Origin of the sequence: Pedobacter gandavensis (genome assembly GCF_032677645.1) — a bacterium.
Classification (GTDB): Bacteria; Bacteroidota; Bacteroidia; order Sphingobacteriales; family Sphingobacteriaceae; genus Pedobacter; species Pedobacter gandavensis_A.
In genome coordinates this window covers 107863-124244 of record NZ_JAVTSB010000007.1, presented here as the reverse complement: position 1 = coordinate 124244, position 16382 = coordinate 107863, and the positions used below count along the sequence as shown (strand labels likewise).

The 16382-nt window shown below is 36.9% G+C and carries 15 protein-coding genes, 1 tRNA gene and 1 pseudogene; 5 read left to right on the top strand and 12 right to left on the bottom strand.

Annotated elements, in window-relative coordinates:
- Positions 1-150 precede the first annotated feature (150 nt).
- On the top strand, positions 151-3240 hold the full coding sequence (locus R2Q66_RS12995; RefSeq protein ID WP_316749607.1) for a hypothetical protein: 3090 nt from the start codon (positions 151-153) through the stop codon (positions 3238-3240).
- A 393-nt stretch (positions 3241-3633) separates the two neighbouring features.
- Here R2Q66_RS12995 and R2Q66_RS12990 read toward each other — a convergent pair whose 3' ends face one another.
- The 9 genes from R2Q66_RS12990 to R2Q66_RS12950 form a co-directional block, all read right to left on the bottom strand.
- Positions 3634-4317 carry a hypothetical protein gene (locus R2Q66_RS12990; RefSeq protein WP_316749606.1) on the bottom strand — a complete coding sequence of 228 codons (684 nt, stop codon included), beginning with the start codon at positions 4315-4317 and terminating at the stop codon, positions 3634-3636.
- 87 nt (positions 4318-4404) lie between these two features.
- Positions 4405-5019, bottom strand: coding sequence for a hypothetical protein (locus R2Q66_RS12985; protein WP_316749604.1), 615 nt, complete (start codon positions 5017-5019; stop codon positions 4405-4407).
- 6 nt (positions 5020-5025) lie between these two features.
- Positions 5026-5847 carry a PD-(D/E)XK nuclease family protein gene (locus R2Q66_RS12980; protein ID WP_316749601.1) on the bottom strand — a complete coding sequence of 274 codons (822 nt, stop codon included), beginning with the start codon at positions 5845-5847 and terminating at the stop codon, positions 5026-5028.
- A gap of 125 nt (positions 5848-5972) precedes the next feature.
- Positions 5973-6419 carry a hypothetical protein gene (locus R2Q66_RS12975; protein WP_316749599.1) on the bottom strand — a complete coding sequence of 149 codons (447 nt, stop codon included), beginning with the start codon at positions 6417-6419 and terminating at the stop codon, positions 5973-5975.
- 11 nt (positions 6420-6430) lie between these two features.
- Positions 6431-6670, bottom strand: a complete 240-nt coding sequence (locus R2Q66_RS12970; RefSeq protein WP_316749597.1) for a hypothetical protein — start codon at positions 6668-6670, stop codon at positions 6431-6433.
- A gap of 110 nt (positions 6671-6780) precedes the next feature.
- Positions 6781-8688 (bottom strand): AAA family ATPase, encoded by a 1908-nt coding sequence (locus R2Q66_RS12965; RefSeq protein ID WP_316749595.1) that lies wholly within the window; start codon positions 8686-8688, stop codon positions 6781-6783.
- Complete coding sequence (locus R2Q66_RS12960) at positions 8672-9187, bottom strand: ABC-three component system middle component 5 (protein ID WP_316749594.1); 516 nt, start codon at positions 9185-9187, stop codon at positions 8672-8674. Before R2Q66_RS12960 ends, R2Q66_RS12965 begins: the two co-directional genes overlap by 17 nt.
- Positions 9184-9756: an ABC-three component system protein gene (locus tag R2Q66_RS12955; RefSeq protein WP_316749592.1), complete on the bottom strand. Its 573-nt coding sequence runs from the start codon at positions 9754-9756 to the stop codon at positions 9184-9186. Before R2Q66_RS12955 ends, R2Q66_RS12960 begins: the two co-directional genes overlap by 4 nt.
- Positions 9757-10170: 414 nt before the next feature.
- Positions 10171-10692, bottom strand: a complete 522-nt coding sequence (locus R2Q66_RS12950) for a hypothetical protein (protein ID WP_316749590.1) — start codon at positions 10690-10692, stop codon at positions 10171-10173.
- A gap of 348 nt (positions 10693-11040) precedes the next feature.
- Here R2Q66_RS12950 and R2Q66_RS12945 point away from each other — a divergent pair, with 348 nt between their 5' ends.
- The 4 genes and pseudogenes from R2Q66_RS12945 to R2Q66_RS23910 form a co-directional block, all read left to right on the top strand.
- On the top strand, positions 11041-11844 hold the full coding sequence (locus R2Q66_RS12945; protein ID WP_316749587.1) for a sigma factor-like helix-turn-helix DNA-binding protein: 804 nt from the start codon (positions 11041-11043) through the stop codon (positions 11842-11844).
- 4 nt (positions 11845-11848) lie between these two features.
- On the top strand, positions 11849-12946 hold the full coding sequence (locus tag R2Q66_RS12940; protein WP_316749585.1) for a hypothetical protein: 1098 nt from the start codon (positions 11849-11851) through the stop codon (positions 12944-12946).
- A 687-nt stretch (positions 12947-13633) separates the two neighbouring features.
- Complete coding sequence (locus R2Q66_RS12935) at positions 13634-13837, top strand: hypothetical protein (protein WP_316749583.1); 204 nt, start codon at positions 13634-13636, stop codon at positions 13835-13837.
- Positions 13834-14613 (top strand): annotated as a pseudogene (locus tag R2Q66_RS23910) (recombinase family protein); the annotation flags it as partial. The gene R2Q66_RS12935 and the pseudogene R2Q66_RS23910, both read left to right, overlap by 4 nt.
- A 722-nt stretch (positions 14614-15335) precedes the next feature.
- Here the strand turns inward: R2Q66_RS23910 and R2Q66_RS12930 are convergent.
- The 3 genes from R2Q66_RS12930 to hscB form a co-directional block, all read right to left on the bottom strand.
- A tRNA-Leu gene (locus R2Q66_RS12930) sits at positions 15336-15415 on the bottom strand.
- A 60-nt stretch (positions 15416-15475) separates the two neighbouring features.
- On the bottom strand, positions 15476-15760 hold the full coding sequence (locus tag R2Q66_RS12925; protein WP_316749581.1) for a DUF3817 domain-containing protein: 285 nt from the start codon (positions 15758-15760) through the stop codon (positions 15476-15478).
- Positions 15761-15841: 81 nt separating this feature from the next.
- Entirely contained in the window at positions 15842-16378 is a 537-nt protein-coding gene (gene hscB, locus R2Q66_RS12920; protein WP_316749579.1) for a Fe-S protein assembly co-chaperone HscB, read from the bottom strand.
- Between the last annotated feature and the right edge of the window lie 4 nt (positions 16379-16382).

The window sequence follows — 16382 nt, the reverse complement described above, 5'->3', positions numbered from 1 at the left end:
AACACCTGCAATTATTTACTGGGTTCGATCAACCATTACCCTTTTAGGCCTTTGAGAGGCTCCTATGAAGCCCGGAAATCCTGACATGTGTTTTAACTTTGGTTAAAGAGCAGATTATATTTTGTAGCTTCGAATTGCAGATATATTAACATGAGCAAAGTCATTTCACTAAAAAAAATCGAGGATACAACTTTATACAAAGAATTACTTTCGAGGGAAAACAATAAGTCGATAGTTGGCAATATAGCTGACCTTTGCGCAGATGCTAGCGAAAGGATAAAAGTATTACCTAAATATTTTCCAGAATATACGCTTCATGATGAAGTTCATTTTCTCAGGGTCACTGAGCTCATGTCTATTATAATTGGTACTAAACTAAAATCACTCAATGACCTTGAAATCTGGCTCCTAATAATGGCTGCTTTCTACCACGATCAGGGAATGGTTTTAGATGTTAGCGAATCTCAAGGCCTTGCAACAAATGATCGCTTCAACCTATTTAAGAAGAATTGGCAATTAGACCACCCGAACTACCAAGAAATTGTTCGACAAGTCGTGAGCAGTGCAATATCCGGTCAAGAGAAGATCAGGCTCAACAAATTAGTAAATGAACTAGATGCTGCATGCCTCACCGATTTTCTCAGGATCAACCATGGACAGCGATCAGCTGATTACATCAACAGCGCTCTGTCCGATGATCCCAGGGCATCAATCTATGGCATAAATGTTAGTCACCTACTTGCAAATATATGTTTGTCCCACGTAAAGTCACATGAATGGCTACTCAACGAAAGCGGATTAAATTTTGATGATAATATCGGGAATTGCACAGTGAACTCGATATTTCTATGTATTGTACTTCGACTGGCTGACATACTAGATTTTGATGCAGACAGGACTCCTGATATCCTATTCAAGTCAATCCACTTTACCAGTCCCCTTAGTATACAGGAATGGCAAAAACACCGGAGTGTTCAAGGTTGGGAGATCAATAAAGCAAGAGTAAGATTTACCATGCTGTTTGACCATCCTGTTTATGAAAAAACGGCAAGAACTTTTATGGATTGGATTGATGAAGAGTTAACAAGCGCTCAAAGAACATTGCGTTTATTTCCGAAGCAAGACGGTCATTACGCTATAGATCTCCCAGAAAGGACTGATCGAAGCAGGCTCTCTCCAAAAAACAATAAATATCAGTACAGTGATGTTGAATTCACCTTGTCACGAAATGAGATTGTCAATTTGTTACTTACAAACAACCTTTATAAAAATGCCTCGTTGTTTATCCGTGAGCTGCTACAAAACAGCCTTGATGCACTGAGACTTCGAAAAGCCCTTTTAGCAACAGAAGGTTTAGATTGGGGCAAAGGAATTATCCGTTTCAAGAATTTCATTGATGAAAATGGTGACAACGTTGTAGAATGTGTCGACAATGGCGTTGGAATGGATGAAGGAATCATTAGAAACTTCCTTGGAAAAGTCGGCAGAAGCTACTACAAATCACCTGAATTTGAACAACTTAGAGCAAATCTACAGGAAAAAAACGTTGATTTTGAACCTTGTTCCCAATTTGGAATCGGGTTTATGTCGTGCTTTATGATCGGCGACAGAATTGAAATATTGACAAGAAAGGATTACGGACATGGCACCGCACAAGGTCCTCCTTTAAAAATAGAGATAAATGGTTTAGGTGGTTTGATGATCATTAGGCAAGGAGCTTCTGACCAGCCAATTGGAACTTCAATTAAAGTTTTCAGTCGAGAAAGGAAGCCGATTTTTGATGATTGGTCCGACCCGATTCGCCTGACCACGATTTTACAGGGAGTCGCACTCGCTAACGAATTTCCGATTGAGGCCACCTGCGAAATCGAATGTCTTCAAAAATCCATTTCAATTACTCCAAGCATAGATGTGAAGTTAACCTTCCTTGAAAAACGAAGGATAACTTCAATAGTGACAATTGAGATAGATCTTACCACAATACATCCAGACCTACATGGGTTTCTAAGGCAAAGCTTTTTGAAAGATGAAAATGGCTTACCGGGATTCAGTTCAACCGAAGGCTACTTCGTCTTAGAGCAAGATGACAACTGGAAAGATGAAAGAGCAACATTGACCTATTATCACAAATCTTCAGGGGAACGCAAACAGTTTGATATGGTCCATTTCGAAAATCATGTTGTTTGCCTAGATGGTATTCTTGTATGCGGTAAGCCAGGACGTCAGGGAGCTGACAAATACGAAATGATGAACCTGGGCCATCTAACTAGCCGTATACATTCGGAACACCCATTTACCATTGATGTGCGTGGAAAAATCAAGCCTGAACTTAATCCCGCCAGAGAACCGCTTGAAAATAATAGTATCTTTCAATCAGCTCCAAAATGGCGACAACTCCAGCGTTTAATTGATAGAGCAAGCGGTGAACTTTGGGAAAAGGTGCTGGAATTTTCATCGTCTGGACTTGACATGGAAACGTTCTGGCAGTTATTGATCGCCTATGATGGATCGTTAATAAATGTGTCAAGTAAGTCGCTTTATAAATTTATCCAATTCCCAAACGCTGAACAACAATGGATACCGGTATCTTCAATTGACTATGCATGGGTAGAGAATGCTAATGTCATTGTCAGTGATTATAGTGGAAAACATCATACAATCGTGTTTCCTGAGACCATCACCAAATATGGGAAAACACATCAGAACGGGGTCAATTTTAACTATTACATTGAACACGTTATCTTCAATTTATGTCTCGTTGATTTTTCAACACCGGATCCAGTTTTACGGATGAGAAAATATTTTGAACCAAACGAGCGCCCGTCCAGTAATACAATGAGCACTCATTTTTTACGAACTCGTTACCTATCATTTCTCAACCTACCCCATGATTATATAGGTTGTGTGCAATACGTAGACATTGCGAATTTTGAAAATCCCATCATTAGGCTGAGTTGCGACTCTCATTTCGGCAACCTCACAGATTCTTTGGAAAACTATGCAGTCGCCTTGACAAAGTCAGTAGCAGAATTAATTAAATACCAGAAAGAGAATAATAAACCTTACACCCTCGACGTAGGAAATAATTCCCTGAAGTATCTCGGTTACAAGTACGAATCCATCAACTGGGAAAAGTACGATGATAAGTTCAAGCCTCCTTACAAGATTTTCATCAATCATGAAACCACACTTGAAATAACTGCAGCAACCTTAATACGCTGGTCGAAGATGAAACTATAGTTATGTTGAGCCAAAGAGAATAAGAAAGAAAGTTAAGTACTTATCCCTCCGCGCTAAATTAATTGGTTGTCGAAAAGAATAGAGCATAGGAAATAATTTAATTTTAGTTAACCTTTTCTTCTCATAAAACCAAAACACGGGCAGTAGCCTAATACAGAAACCATTGCACTAATTAAAATGAACTATCTTAGACACTAAAAACGGATATCGTTGGACCATTTCCCCATTAAGGTCTAACTTGTATCCTGTTTCAATACTGCGCAGATTGCAGCACAAAGAAATAGATAAAATGGAATTTAGAACCCTTATTCGATTAAAGAAAGAACTGTTGAGTAATGGTAAGATTACCTAGGCTCTTCATATTGACAGTAAAACAGTTGACAGTTTTATACATCAATTCAATTGGTCAACTTTAGCGTCATAAAAATCTACATTCGCAGCGCGGAGTTCATTCTGAATGCCAGAAACTAGCAATTTGACTATACCTAAAGTTTCTGAAAGTTCTTCTGCAGATAAAATAATTTTTTTTCCTGTTTTAGTTTTACCATTTCGATGGACGAGATCATGACGTTTATGAACAGCCTTGGATACAGCACCAATATCCGGAAATTTCATATTGAAAGTTGTAGTATACATTTGCTTTACTTTACCTAAATCATGGTAAATCGTATCATACATTATTTTTTTTGCAGTCTCACTAATTTTATCATAGACTTCATAAATCTCTCGCATATCAAATCTACGATTCTTGAATTCTGGATTAGTCTCTACAAATTTCTTTAAGTATTTTGGCTTAGCCAAGGTGATATTATTAAAGGCATCAGCAAGAAAAACTTCCATTGAACCTATTGCTCCAATGTAAACCTGTCTCCATAAAATTTGCTGCAGGTTTTCATCAGGAAACACCTGTCCACTAAGCTGGTCAAGTCCATTCATTGCGGTTTCAAATTCTTTGAAGTACTGTTTATTTCCAAGAATGGAGTCAACCCAATACATATAGTCATAATCAATATCCTGATCATATCTGCCTTCATCCATATCCTGTTGAACAATCACTAAATCTTTCATTCTACCCATAACGCAATTTTGATATATTTCAAAATAAGACAATTTCACAAACAGAGGCCACAATTACTATATATTTTACTGTTTTCGCTTCAAATTTTATATAATCTTTTGCGTCTCAATTTTCGTTCTAGCGTTGAGATCGTATAGCATCCTTGTCAAGCTTTCATCCTGTCTAAAGCGCTCAACTTTCTTTATAATCTGTGCTATAAAATCTTCAGTCCTATTTCCCGCAAACCAAGACATCTTATCGATGTGTGAATTATCAAAATTAAAATCATATGGGCTACCAAAATTATAGTTACGTGTTTCCATTGCCTTAGTATGAGTCTCAAACTGTCTGTCAACCCTATCGAATGCAGAAAGGAGCATTGAATAATCTGTTTTTAGCAACTCATCCATTTTAGAACTATCAAAACCCACTGGATCTTCTAGTCTAAGGTGAAACTCAAATGTCCATCCTACTGCGAGTCCTAGTGAATTCTTGCCGAAATCAGCTAGGTACCAGCGGATATCGTATTGCTGATTACCCCAAGGCTCACACACCCATCCTTCAACTGGATTTGTCATAAAATATTTCAATAAAGGTTGTTTAAGTTTTTGGAGATAATGCCATTTCATCGTTTCCTTTTGATTGGCAAGTTCCACAAAAGCGTTCCATTTTTCGGGGCTATCAAAAAGCCCAATTGTTTGATTTAATAATTCCTTTTGCATAATATTTTAGTTCCAATATTCAATATACTGTTTTACATATTCCCTTATCCTATAATTATCTTTTGGCAATCGATCTAACGACCTTGTTAGCCAGTCACATACAAAATCTCTGAACAATAAATGTCTGGCCTCTATCGGGACCTTTTTAGGTAATTTTTCATCCCACCCAATAGGCTTCGTCAATGTATTTGTACTTGGTATCTTCCAATCTCCAGGAGAAAGATAAAGCAACTGGTACAGCTGTCTGGGCGGATTGGAAATATAATTTTCTGGCAAATGTCTTTCGCAGATCGTCCGATAAATTTCCTGATGCCAATAACGATATAACTGATGATCCTGATCTTTCGCGTAATTTGATTTGTTCTCTATCACTACTACTGAATGGGGGTGAACTCTTTTTAGAAGTACATCAATTCTACCTTTTTCTGCAGTAATTATCCAATTTTCGCTATCATGCCGCCGGTCTATCTCCAACAGGTCGAGAAAGATATTCAGGAATAAATGGCCCTGTCCATGTGCCTCGTTGGGATTCAAAAAATAAGCTAATAAATAACTATGTTGTGTCTCTCCAATACTAAATAGCCTAAGCATATTAAAGTCACAGCTTGTTTCACGGTTTGTCATCAAAGATTTTTTATGAATCTCTTGTATTTCCCCAACCAAGCTTTTAGCATTAGCAATAGTTATACTGTGATATACTAGCAGCATACCAAGATTTCTTTGTGCGATCTCTTTGCCAATCGAAATAGTATTGTCCAGAAGTTTACGGGTAATTAATGAATATTCTCGTATAACCTCTTCAGCCAGCAGGAGGGCCTCATCTTCCATAATTTAATTTTGTCTGTTTTAGATTTGTGAAAGTTTAGAAGATAAATGGATCCGTTCAAAAAAGTCTGGATTTAATGTTTGTTCCTATAGACAAAACATAAAAACAACCTTATCAGAGACAGTTTTCATATTGTTTCTTTTATTCTATCCAAGTCAGTTCTAGTAAAATATGTCCAAGAGCCATCATTCTTAGAAAATTCTTTATTGTCCAATCGTGATTGATACAGCCGATCAAACAAACTTAAAAGTTCAACAAAAAATTTCACCTGATCAAGAGAACTATCTGTCACAATTATTTTGTCACAAGGTTTATGGTAGAGTTTCTTGCATTTCAAGGTTTCGGTATCTAAAGAGCCGATGACAAATTCCCCAATGTTTGAGCATTTCAAAATTGTGCAACCAATATTGTTAAGCGATTCAGTCATTTCATTTATAGTCCATTGTTTTGCATCCGGTTCCATTACCTCTAATGCGCCAATCAAAAAAGGAATGGTAAGTCCATTTTGGATATATCCTTTCCTTTCAAAGTGCCGAAGTAGCCGATGCCAATATGGCGATAACCCTAAACTCATATCTAAAATCCTTAGATTGCTTTGTAGTCATAACAAATAACAATATCATCGTTACTCAACTTTTTAAAATTTTGATGTTGAGTTAGGTATTTTTCAATCTCTTCCACAGTTGGTGTATTATCAGAATCCGAAAAGTCCTTGTTAGGAAAATAGTTTTGGTGGGCTCTTGCCCAATCCTTTGGTGTCGTTGAGCTAATTACACCACCGTTGTTAAAGATTATAAAGTGTTTTTTGTTTATTCTTTTTCCCATCTTTTGATTATCAACATCATGTTTTTAAGTCTCTAATTATTAATCAGGTCACTTTAACAAAAGCTATTAGTTAGCATTATAGTTTTTTGATGAATAATAAATTAATTGGATTATACATCCAAAGTTTTGTGATCCTGATCATAGAATCTGCCGACGCAATAAACACTTCCTTCTAATTCATCAGCAATCATTGATGTACTGAAAATGATCTGATGAGGAACATGTTTGTACTGCTCCGAAAGACGCACAATTAATTTTTGAAAATTCTGTGTTCTCTCTTTTTCCATCCCTTTATCCTCCATATTGTCACAAAATATTAGCCTTGGAAACCGCATAAACTGCTTTACAATAGAAGCAAAAAAAATCGCAAACCGACCGGAGTTTTTAAGGTAGACATTAGAACTAGCTGAAAAGTTGAAACTTTCATCTAACGAAATGGAGTCGTTGAGGAAATCGATTTTTATTCGTTTTGGACTTTTAAATTCCTTTTGACGATCCAAATCATTCTGTACAAGCCATATAGCGATTTTTTCAATTTGATTCATCGCATCGGTAATGCTTCTTTTTTGAATAGCCTCCTTTTCACCTATACGAAGTGTGATAGCCTTTATTTCCGTAGTCAATCTAAGTACTTCTTGCCTCAAAGCTTCCAGTTTATTCAAGCCTGTTAGTTGTGCATTCAGGAAATCAATCTGTCTCTCCAAACCGCCTTTTCGAATAAGCAATGAATCAATCAGATCATCTCGAGAGGACTGAGAAGTAGCGATAGCATTATCAAGATTTCTTTGAGCGGTTACTAATGCCTGTTTAGCTTCGGAAAGCGCAGACCTCATTCCAGCAATAGTTATTTCCTTTCTGCCTAATAACATACTGGATTCCTTAACCTGTAATTCCAATTCTTGCTTTAATCTTTTTGCATGGGTGCGAGCCTCGTCCTGTGGCAATTCCTTCTTACATAAAAAACATGAAGTATCAATGCCATGATTATCTAATGGCAACAAGCATTCAGGACAATAAGTGAGTGACAATTGCCCCAAAGATCGCCGTACTGACATTGATTTGGCTAATTCACCTATCCGTCCTTCAAGCATAGCAATAAACTGCCTTGAATCAACAATATCGTTATCCAGTTCAAAAATCTGCTCATTTAAATTAGTGTGGGCTTCTTTTTTCTCCTGTAACTCTGTTTGCAGTTGCTCAATATTCATGCGGGAATTCACAGCAATCCTAATCTTCGCAGCTGCTCTTGCCTCTGCAAGATCCTGATTCACCTTTGCAATTTCACCATTTACTCCACTAATTCGGTTATTCAATTCCGCAATATTAATTGCAGCTCCAGCATTGCTCAACACCTGCTGCTGACTTTTCAGTTCCTTCTCCTTTTCGTCCTTTTCCTTATTTTTCTTTTTTACATCAATCCTGTCACTGTACAAATTATCATCATAAACACCCAATAGCAATTCAGAAATCGCCTGCCTAGTCAATGGGTAATCAAAATTCTCAAAGCGAAAAAATTTTTGAGTAGGGGAATCTTGATCCACATAAAGCAATCTAAGCACCTGACTCATATTTATATTACGGTCCTCTTCATTTCTTACTTCAGGAAAAGACAATGCATTAAAAAGAATATTAGAGAAGCTCACCCGTTCGTCATATTGATTATAGCCGAAAGTTTTCCAACCACTTGCATCCTTCCTAGATTCTTCATAATTACCCCAAAATATAGACATAGGTTGTCGTATAGAAGTAGTAATCTGGCGCTTAAGCGTTAAAGTTGCGCCATTAATTTCCACTTGAGCAAAGACCTCGTGGCAACGTAATGATTCACCGTTCCAACTATTATAGTCACCGCCTAACGCATAGTAAATGAGGTTTGAGATAGTAGACTTTCCTGAGCTATTCTTACCACGAATAATGTTAACACCAGTATGGAACTCCTCATCGTAAGCAATACCACCCAAATGTTTAGTGACAACCAATCTTTTTAAAAAGAGATATGAATTAGGTTCTTGGATCATATTTAAAGTCTATTAACTTGGTGCGATGTTTCAGGCCATTTTCTCCGTATAACGGAAGTGACACAAAATCAGACACTAACAACTTAATTATATTTTTCTTCAACGGGGAAATACCTTCAATTTCCTCTTTTAAATCAACAGGAAGTGGTTTTTTAGTCCGTTTTATAACATTACGAGATAAACTTTCAGCATCGACGAAACCATAAGAAGCAAGACATCTCACAGCAGCAAGTTGATAAGAATGCATTCTCTCAAAAATTCGCTTAGGGTTAATCAGCTTTTCATAGGCATTATCTTCAACTTTGAAAAGCGTATTTTTATTCTTTCTCAATTCAGATGGAAATTGAATTTCCTTCACCTGCGAAGGAAATGTTAGGTAAAAATCCCAAATGCGTAATTTATCAAAAGAGAGTTCTAATTCTTTTGAACCATCAAGTAAGCAAAGCATCCTAAAAATGCAATTGTACAAGTCAAAGGCAGGGTGATAAGCAAGTGTCATTTAGTCCATTTTAGATGACAGTTTCCTGTCAGGAAATACAACATACCATTAATGTGCATAGCTGTGATGCCTAGGTAGTTTTCACCAAGTTCCTCCTTCACAGGGTTAATCAAACGTTCCGTAATTAAGAGGTTAACTTTCTCCTGCGATTCACCATTGCACAGTGCTTGGTAAATTTCATTTAAAAACCGAGATTGTATTTCGGTTAACAGATGAACAAAAATCTGTTGGGCAGCTTCCGAAAACTGATTTTTAAACAAAAAACGTTGAAATCTGTCTTTGGCATCATTCGCATACCAAAACAAATCTTCACGGCTTGCCATTGTCAACTTTTCTTCAAGACCGATAACATCTCCATCACGTTTGTTATTGTAATAATCCAGATCATCAATAAAATCCCTTTTTACTTGGCTACCTTCGCAATCCTTTTTATAGCGATCCAACAATGATTTCATATAAACACCTTTTGATCCTGAAAAGATCATTTTGGTGGATAGGTCATTAATGTCTCCTCCCGCTATGTGTCCTACTACATTTGAGTTAGATACACGAACACCATCGTCAAACATATTATTTCTTTATGTCCCGACCGGCTTTATTAATGTTACCCCCCGCAATATCACCAGTTACACTGCTGTTTCTTACGTCAACACCACCATTGCGTTTGTTTGTACGAATTACGATCCGAAAAATTAATCCGGCCCCGACAAGGGCAGCCACAACTGCCAGAATTATTTGAGTAACGTTATCACTTAGATTCATGATTCAGATAAGATCTAATTAAATTTAATGGGCAATATAACAAAATTATTGTTTTAATTAACTTATCCTATCAAATTCATCTAGAAAGATGTGACTTGCGTTAAAAAACAAATGCTTCCCCGGTTATCTCATACAGTAATACCAAAAGCGGGAAGAGCATAAGAATTTTGAGCAAGTGGAATTCCGCATGCCACAAATGAGCGTCCGAAAACAAACACCTATTATTCGGAAAGCTTATCAGCTTTGCGATAGACATTGATGCGTCCTCGCTTTTCTACAACGTATAAAACTCCATCTTCTACCCAGTTCAATAATATCCTAGAAATATCTACACTCAATTTCCTGGTTCTGGTTAGTTCTTTCTGCTTTTCAAAATGTAGTATAATATCATCTACTGTCACTGCATTTCTAAAGAAATCCTGTGTGTCATATAATTGTCTCAATTTTTTTGATAAAAAAATTCTGTTCTTTTTATCTTCTGAAAGCTCATACTTTGGTTTATAGAGAATTGGTAAATCGAATAGCTTAGTGAGTTTAAAGTCGATTGCTTTAGCGTACCCAATGTAATAATCTAAATTAGTAGCGATTCCTTTTTCTAAATTAATGACGGTGGATTTCGAAAAGTCTGTCATATCAGAAATATCACTTAGCGAATACTCTAATGATAGGCGTCTACCTTTCAATTTCTCACCTATAAGCTGTTTCACTCCATCAGCTTCATAAATTTTCGCTCTTTTCGACATCAATCAAAAAGAATAATAATTATAATGTAATTATGAACTTAAATAAGAACGAATTGCATATACTAGTTTTCTTTGTTATATTTGATTTATGATTTAAGGTTGAAAAAGTTAATAACGTTTTAAGGTATAATAAAGAGTCTCACGTTCCCAAGTCTAACATTTAAAATAAACGGAGAGCGATAAATTATGCCCACATACCATATTGTGCTATATTTGCGCGATAAGGGAGTGGGCACTATCGTTGAAAATCACGTTTATGGGAGTTAGACCCCGGGAACTGATTGGAGATGGTGTCTCTCCCTTATTTTTTGAGCACAAGTTCCAATAAGACTCGTATAAACTACGAGCATGAAAAGTAACAAAGTAACCGACAGGCAGTATTATTTTAACATATTCCAAGAAGGCAATGAAAAGGGACTTGAGTTTTTTTACAAGCTCCTATATCCATCTTTATATATTAAAGGATTAAAATATATAAAAGATGACTTTAATGCTGATTGCATTGTCAATGATGCATTTCTCAGGCTCTGGCTAATCAGAAAAACTATTATTGACCCAGCTCATATTGAAACATTTGTTAAAAAATGGACTTCAGATGGGTGTAAAGCTTATTACAGAACTTCTGACACCAAATTTCAGCGAAACATGTTGAAACTGGATGACCTAGAAAATTACCAGGAATATATCGGTGGTTACAACCCTTGGGAAGAAGAAGATACAGATGTGCTATACCAACAAGAGCTTGACGAAAATATGCGCAAGCAATGGGAACAAGTAGAAAACGTCCTCCCAAACCTTCCCCAAAATCAACAGTTATTCATCCGCCTTTGCATCAAATATTCATTTAGCTATGAACGTATTGCTTGGCATGTGGGCGGCATATCAGACTATCAGGTCGCTAAAACAATTGAAAAAACACTTCAATCTCTTAAATCTATTTTAACGAATAGCCAAAAGCTCAATGTTGTTGGAAAAACAAACAATTTCAGGTTCGAAGGTGATCTATGCGAAGAGCAATCTACAATTCTAAATATGCGATATGAGCTTCAATACAGCTTTGAAGAAATTGCAAGAACATTAAACCTAAGCCAAAGCTATATCCAAAAGGTTTTTGTACAGGCCTATACCAAGATAAAAAAGGTAAAAATTTAATGCCATGGAAAATAACACAATGATTATCACCCGCAAGATCCAGTTACTCATTGATTCTGATGACAATCAGTTCATCAAAGAGACCAAAGACAAGCTATTCAATTGGCAATCGATTTGTTTTCGATCGGCCAATATGATCATGACCCACCACTTTGTACAGGAACAGGTAAAAGACTTCTTCTACTTAACAGATGAAATCAAACTAAAAATTGCTGATGAAAAAAAAGAACCAAACGGCATACTCAAGTCATCCAGAATAAACACCACCTATCGCCTGCTTTCTAATCATTTTAAAGGACATATTCCAACCAATATCCTGAGCAACTTAAATAACACATTGCTAGCTACCTTTAACAAAGAAAGAGTTGCATATTGGAAAGGTGAAAAGTCGCTGAGAAACTACAAAAAAAATATTCCTATGCCTTTTGCTGCAGAAGCGATCACAAAGTTAGATAATGCTCCTGATAACAAAAACTTCTGTTTTAAGCTCTTTCAAATTCCATTCAGAACCTTTCTGGGGAAAGATACAGCTGATAAAAAGATCCTTCTGAATAGAATAAAAAATGGGACAATAAAACTACGAACCAGCCACATCCAGTTAGATAAAGGTAAAATCTATTTTCTGGCAGTGATTCAAATTGAAAAAGAACAACATGTTTTAGACACGGCAGTAATTGCCGAAGCTACACTTTCCATTGAACATCCGGTAAATGTTAAAATTGGAGATCAGCAATACGCCATAGGGAATAAAGAGGAATTTCTACATAGAAGGTTAGCTATACAAGCGGCCATTTTCAGGGTAAAGAAAGGAATCACCTTCAATCGCGGGGGACATGGGGAGAAAAGAAAAAAGAAATGTCTTGTAGACTATCAAAACAATGAAAAAAAATACGTTGAGTACAAATTGCATATCTATAGCCGTAGACTAATTGATCTTTGTATAAAACATCAGGCTGCTACCTTAATCCTGGTTAATCAACAACAAAAAGAAGAAATAGCAAAAGAGGATCCGTTCTTACTTCAAAATTGGAGCTATTATAGCCTAAAGGATAAAATAAATTACAAAGCTGAGAAAGCCGGAATTCAGGTAATTATTGAATAAGGAATTTAAAGAGGCTGCTTGTAAAGCCGCATGGTGAGACAAACAATGTACTCACTAATATTCATTTAGAGGTAACCACTCTTAAAAGAATAATACAACAGCCGGGCCTACTTTTGATCATACCTTAATGGGCAGGTATAAAATTAAAAAAGCAAATTGAAGAATTAATGAACATATAATTGAGGCTGCTTGTAAAGCCGTAGGGTGAGATCACATGATATGCTCACTAAAATAGTTAGAAATTATACAACGGGCTGCTGTTATTCCATTTTAGCAAGTAGCAAAATTAAGTTAGAGAATAATATTTCAGGAAGTTTTTGATTTTTTTAGAGCTAATATTTTGCGGAATTATGTTCCAAAAAAACCTAATTGTTGCCAAGTTTTAGGTGTGGATATATCCATGGATATACTTTTTTATGGGTTTAACCTAGCTTAAAGGCACTTAAATGCCAATGGATATACCCGGAGTATATCCCACCCCCCCTTAGCGATAGCGCCAGGGGCGAAAAGTAAGGCTCTGCCTAACTTCCGCTTGCTCCAATTTTTTCAAAGAAAATTGGACTACGAAAAGAGCCAAAGTTCTGCACATAAACATAAGCACTTTGGTAGATTCTGCTAACTAATTGTAATTCTCCCATATGGGACAACGGAAATCAGATTAAACTCAAATTGCTGAAAACAGTGTTTATGACAGCAATAAAGGAAAATCCAAAAATCATCAAACCAGAAATAACCTTGCTACCAGACGAAGGGTACATACTTGATTTTTTGCCCTTGCCAGTTCAAAAAGTACTGGAAAAAAGCGAATATAAATTTAGTCAAAGTGAGCAGGTGTTATTGACTTTATTCGCACAAATTATAATTGAAATCATATTAAAAGAGGAATTATGAATGCTATAGGATACCTGAGATTAAGTACAAAAGACCAGTCAAAATCTTTAGAATACCAGGAATCGACGGTTCGGGAATATTGCCGGAGAAATAACTTAAATATAATTGCGCTATTTAAAGATAACGGAGAAGACAGCTATACCTTCGACCGGCCAGATTATCGTGCACTAGAGGTCTTCTTAAAGAAGTTTAAGGGAGAATGTCAATACCTCATTGTATTGGATCACGATCGTTTCAGCCGTAATCTACCTGAAGCGTTAATGAAAATTGCAGATCTGGAAAGCAGTCATGGTGTAAAGGTGTTATCAACAAATGAACGCGTAGATCTGGATACATCTGATCCAGATGTTTTCATGAAAAGGGCATTTGATTACATGATTGCCAACAAAGAGCTTTTCACTATCCGCAACAGAACAAGGCAAGGGATAAGAAATGCTAAAGAAAACGGACGATATCTTGGACGCGCGCCTTATGGCTATAAAAACACTAATGACGGCTCAAAAAAGAACCATATCCATATCGATCAGAACCAAGCCGTTATTGTAGAAAGAATATTTAATGATTACCTGCTTGGCATCGCACCGTACATCATCTACAAAACAGTTAGAGCAATGGGATTTTCCAACAAAGGAAATAGTGCCATTCATGATATATTGAATAATTGCCTGTATGCTGGATTGATTAGAGTCCCCGCCCTAAAAGATTTACCAGAAAAGTATGTTAAGGGCATCCATAAGCCAATAATCACCGAAGCTGAATACTGGACCGCAAACAAAATGCTCAGCAACAAACGACCAGAGAAAGTACGTCCCGACGAAGACTTCCCCTTAAGAGGCGTTTTAAAATGCTGGTGCGGACAAAGTATGACTGCGGGATGGTCAAAAGGCCGAAAACAATATTACCTGTATTATAGATGCCATATCCATAACAATGTGAATGTACCAGGTAAACTTTTGCATGAACAATTTGACGAAGTCCTTAAAGACATTTGCTTTGAACCGCAGCAGGTAGAATTTCTTCAGCTCGCAGCCAAAGCACTACTAGCTGAACCTCTAAAACAAAAGCAGGAAAGATCAAAAGAAAAACTGAATGCGATCAGCGCAATTAACGTTAAAATTCTGGAGCTGGAAGAGAAATTCATGAATAATCAGATCGAGAACACAACTTATCAGACTTGGTTTAAGAAATACAAAGAAGAAAAAGCATCCTTGGAAATGAGCCTAAATGGAAATCCTAAATCAAAAATAGAAATTGACAGTCTGATTGATCGGGTTCTGCCTTCTCTTACCAACCTTTTTGAGATCTATGAAAAATGTAACATCTTCCAAAAACATGCTATTTTAAGGGGGGTGTTCAAAGATAATCTGGTATGGGCGGGGGGTCTACTTAGAACCGCTTTTATCGACCCGACCTTCCGGCATAACCTGCAGAGGATCAATAAAAAAGGGTTGCTTTTTTATGAGCAACCCTTTGATTCTTCGGACATCAGTCCGGTATGTACCCGGAGCCGGAGTCGAACCGGCACGGTTTCCCACAGGTGTTTGAGACCAGCGCGTCTACCAATTCCGCCATCCGGGCATTTGCTTCGTTAGCGGGTTGCAAATATAGGAACTTGTTTTATAAAAGCAAATTTTTATTTCATTTTTCTTCTTTTAACTTCTTATCTACGATAAAAGGGGCAAAAGGAAGCAGTGAAGCGGCACCAATCATCGCTACTTTTTTGAAATTCCATTTATATTCCATCCAGGCCATAACTAAGATTACCATGTACATCACAAACAGCAAACCATGCGCCCAGCCGGTGTATTTCACGGCAAGTGGCATACCAGCCCAGTATTTCATTGGCATCGCTACAAATAACAATAACAGGTAAGACAGCCCTTCAGCCACTGCAACTTTTCTAAAAATGGATAATGTGTTCATATAAATGGGTTTGATCCCAAAAGTAGCTTAAACAAACATTGTAAAAAAGCCTTGAGGGGCTTTTTTACAATGCCGTAACACCTATGCGGCAGATTCTGCCTTTTTGATACTCTCCCGGATTCGGTACAAGTATTTATTGCGGTAATATAAATCCTTTACAGCGGTCAGGATCCGAAGCTGGGCTTCCTTATCCTTATTTTCAAATGAAGTCGTTAGAGACGCGATCTGGTCGCTTAAACCCTTTTCTATTTCATCTACCTCTGCTTTTAAGCTGGCTAAACGTTCCGCATCCGGATCAAACTGTAAATCCATCAGCGCTTCATTCACATCCATCATTTCCATTAGGAACGACTGAGGAAGCGTATAATTCTCTCCCTCAATCAGCTGACCTTTCAGCTCCAGGATATAATTCAGCCTTTTCTGAGGGTCGCTTAATACCTGATACGCTTTATTATTGATCGTACTGAATTCCAAAACCTCTGCTTGTTTCTCTTCCGGTTCATTAATATAAAAATCCGGATGATACTGCTTACTCAGCTCATAAAACTTCTTTTTAATTACTGCAGCATCAGGATGAAAAGTAATCGGTAATCCATAAAATTCAAAATAATCTACCATGCCG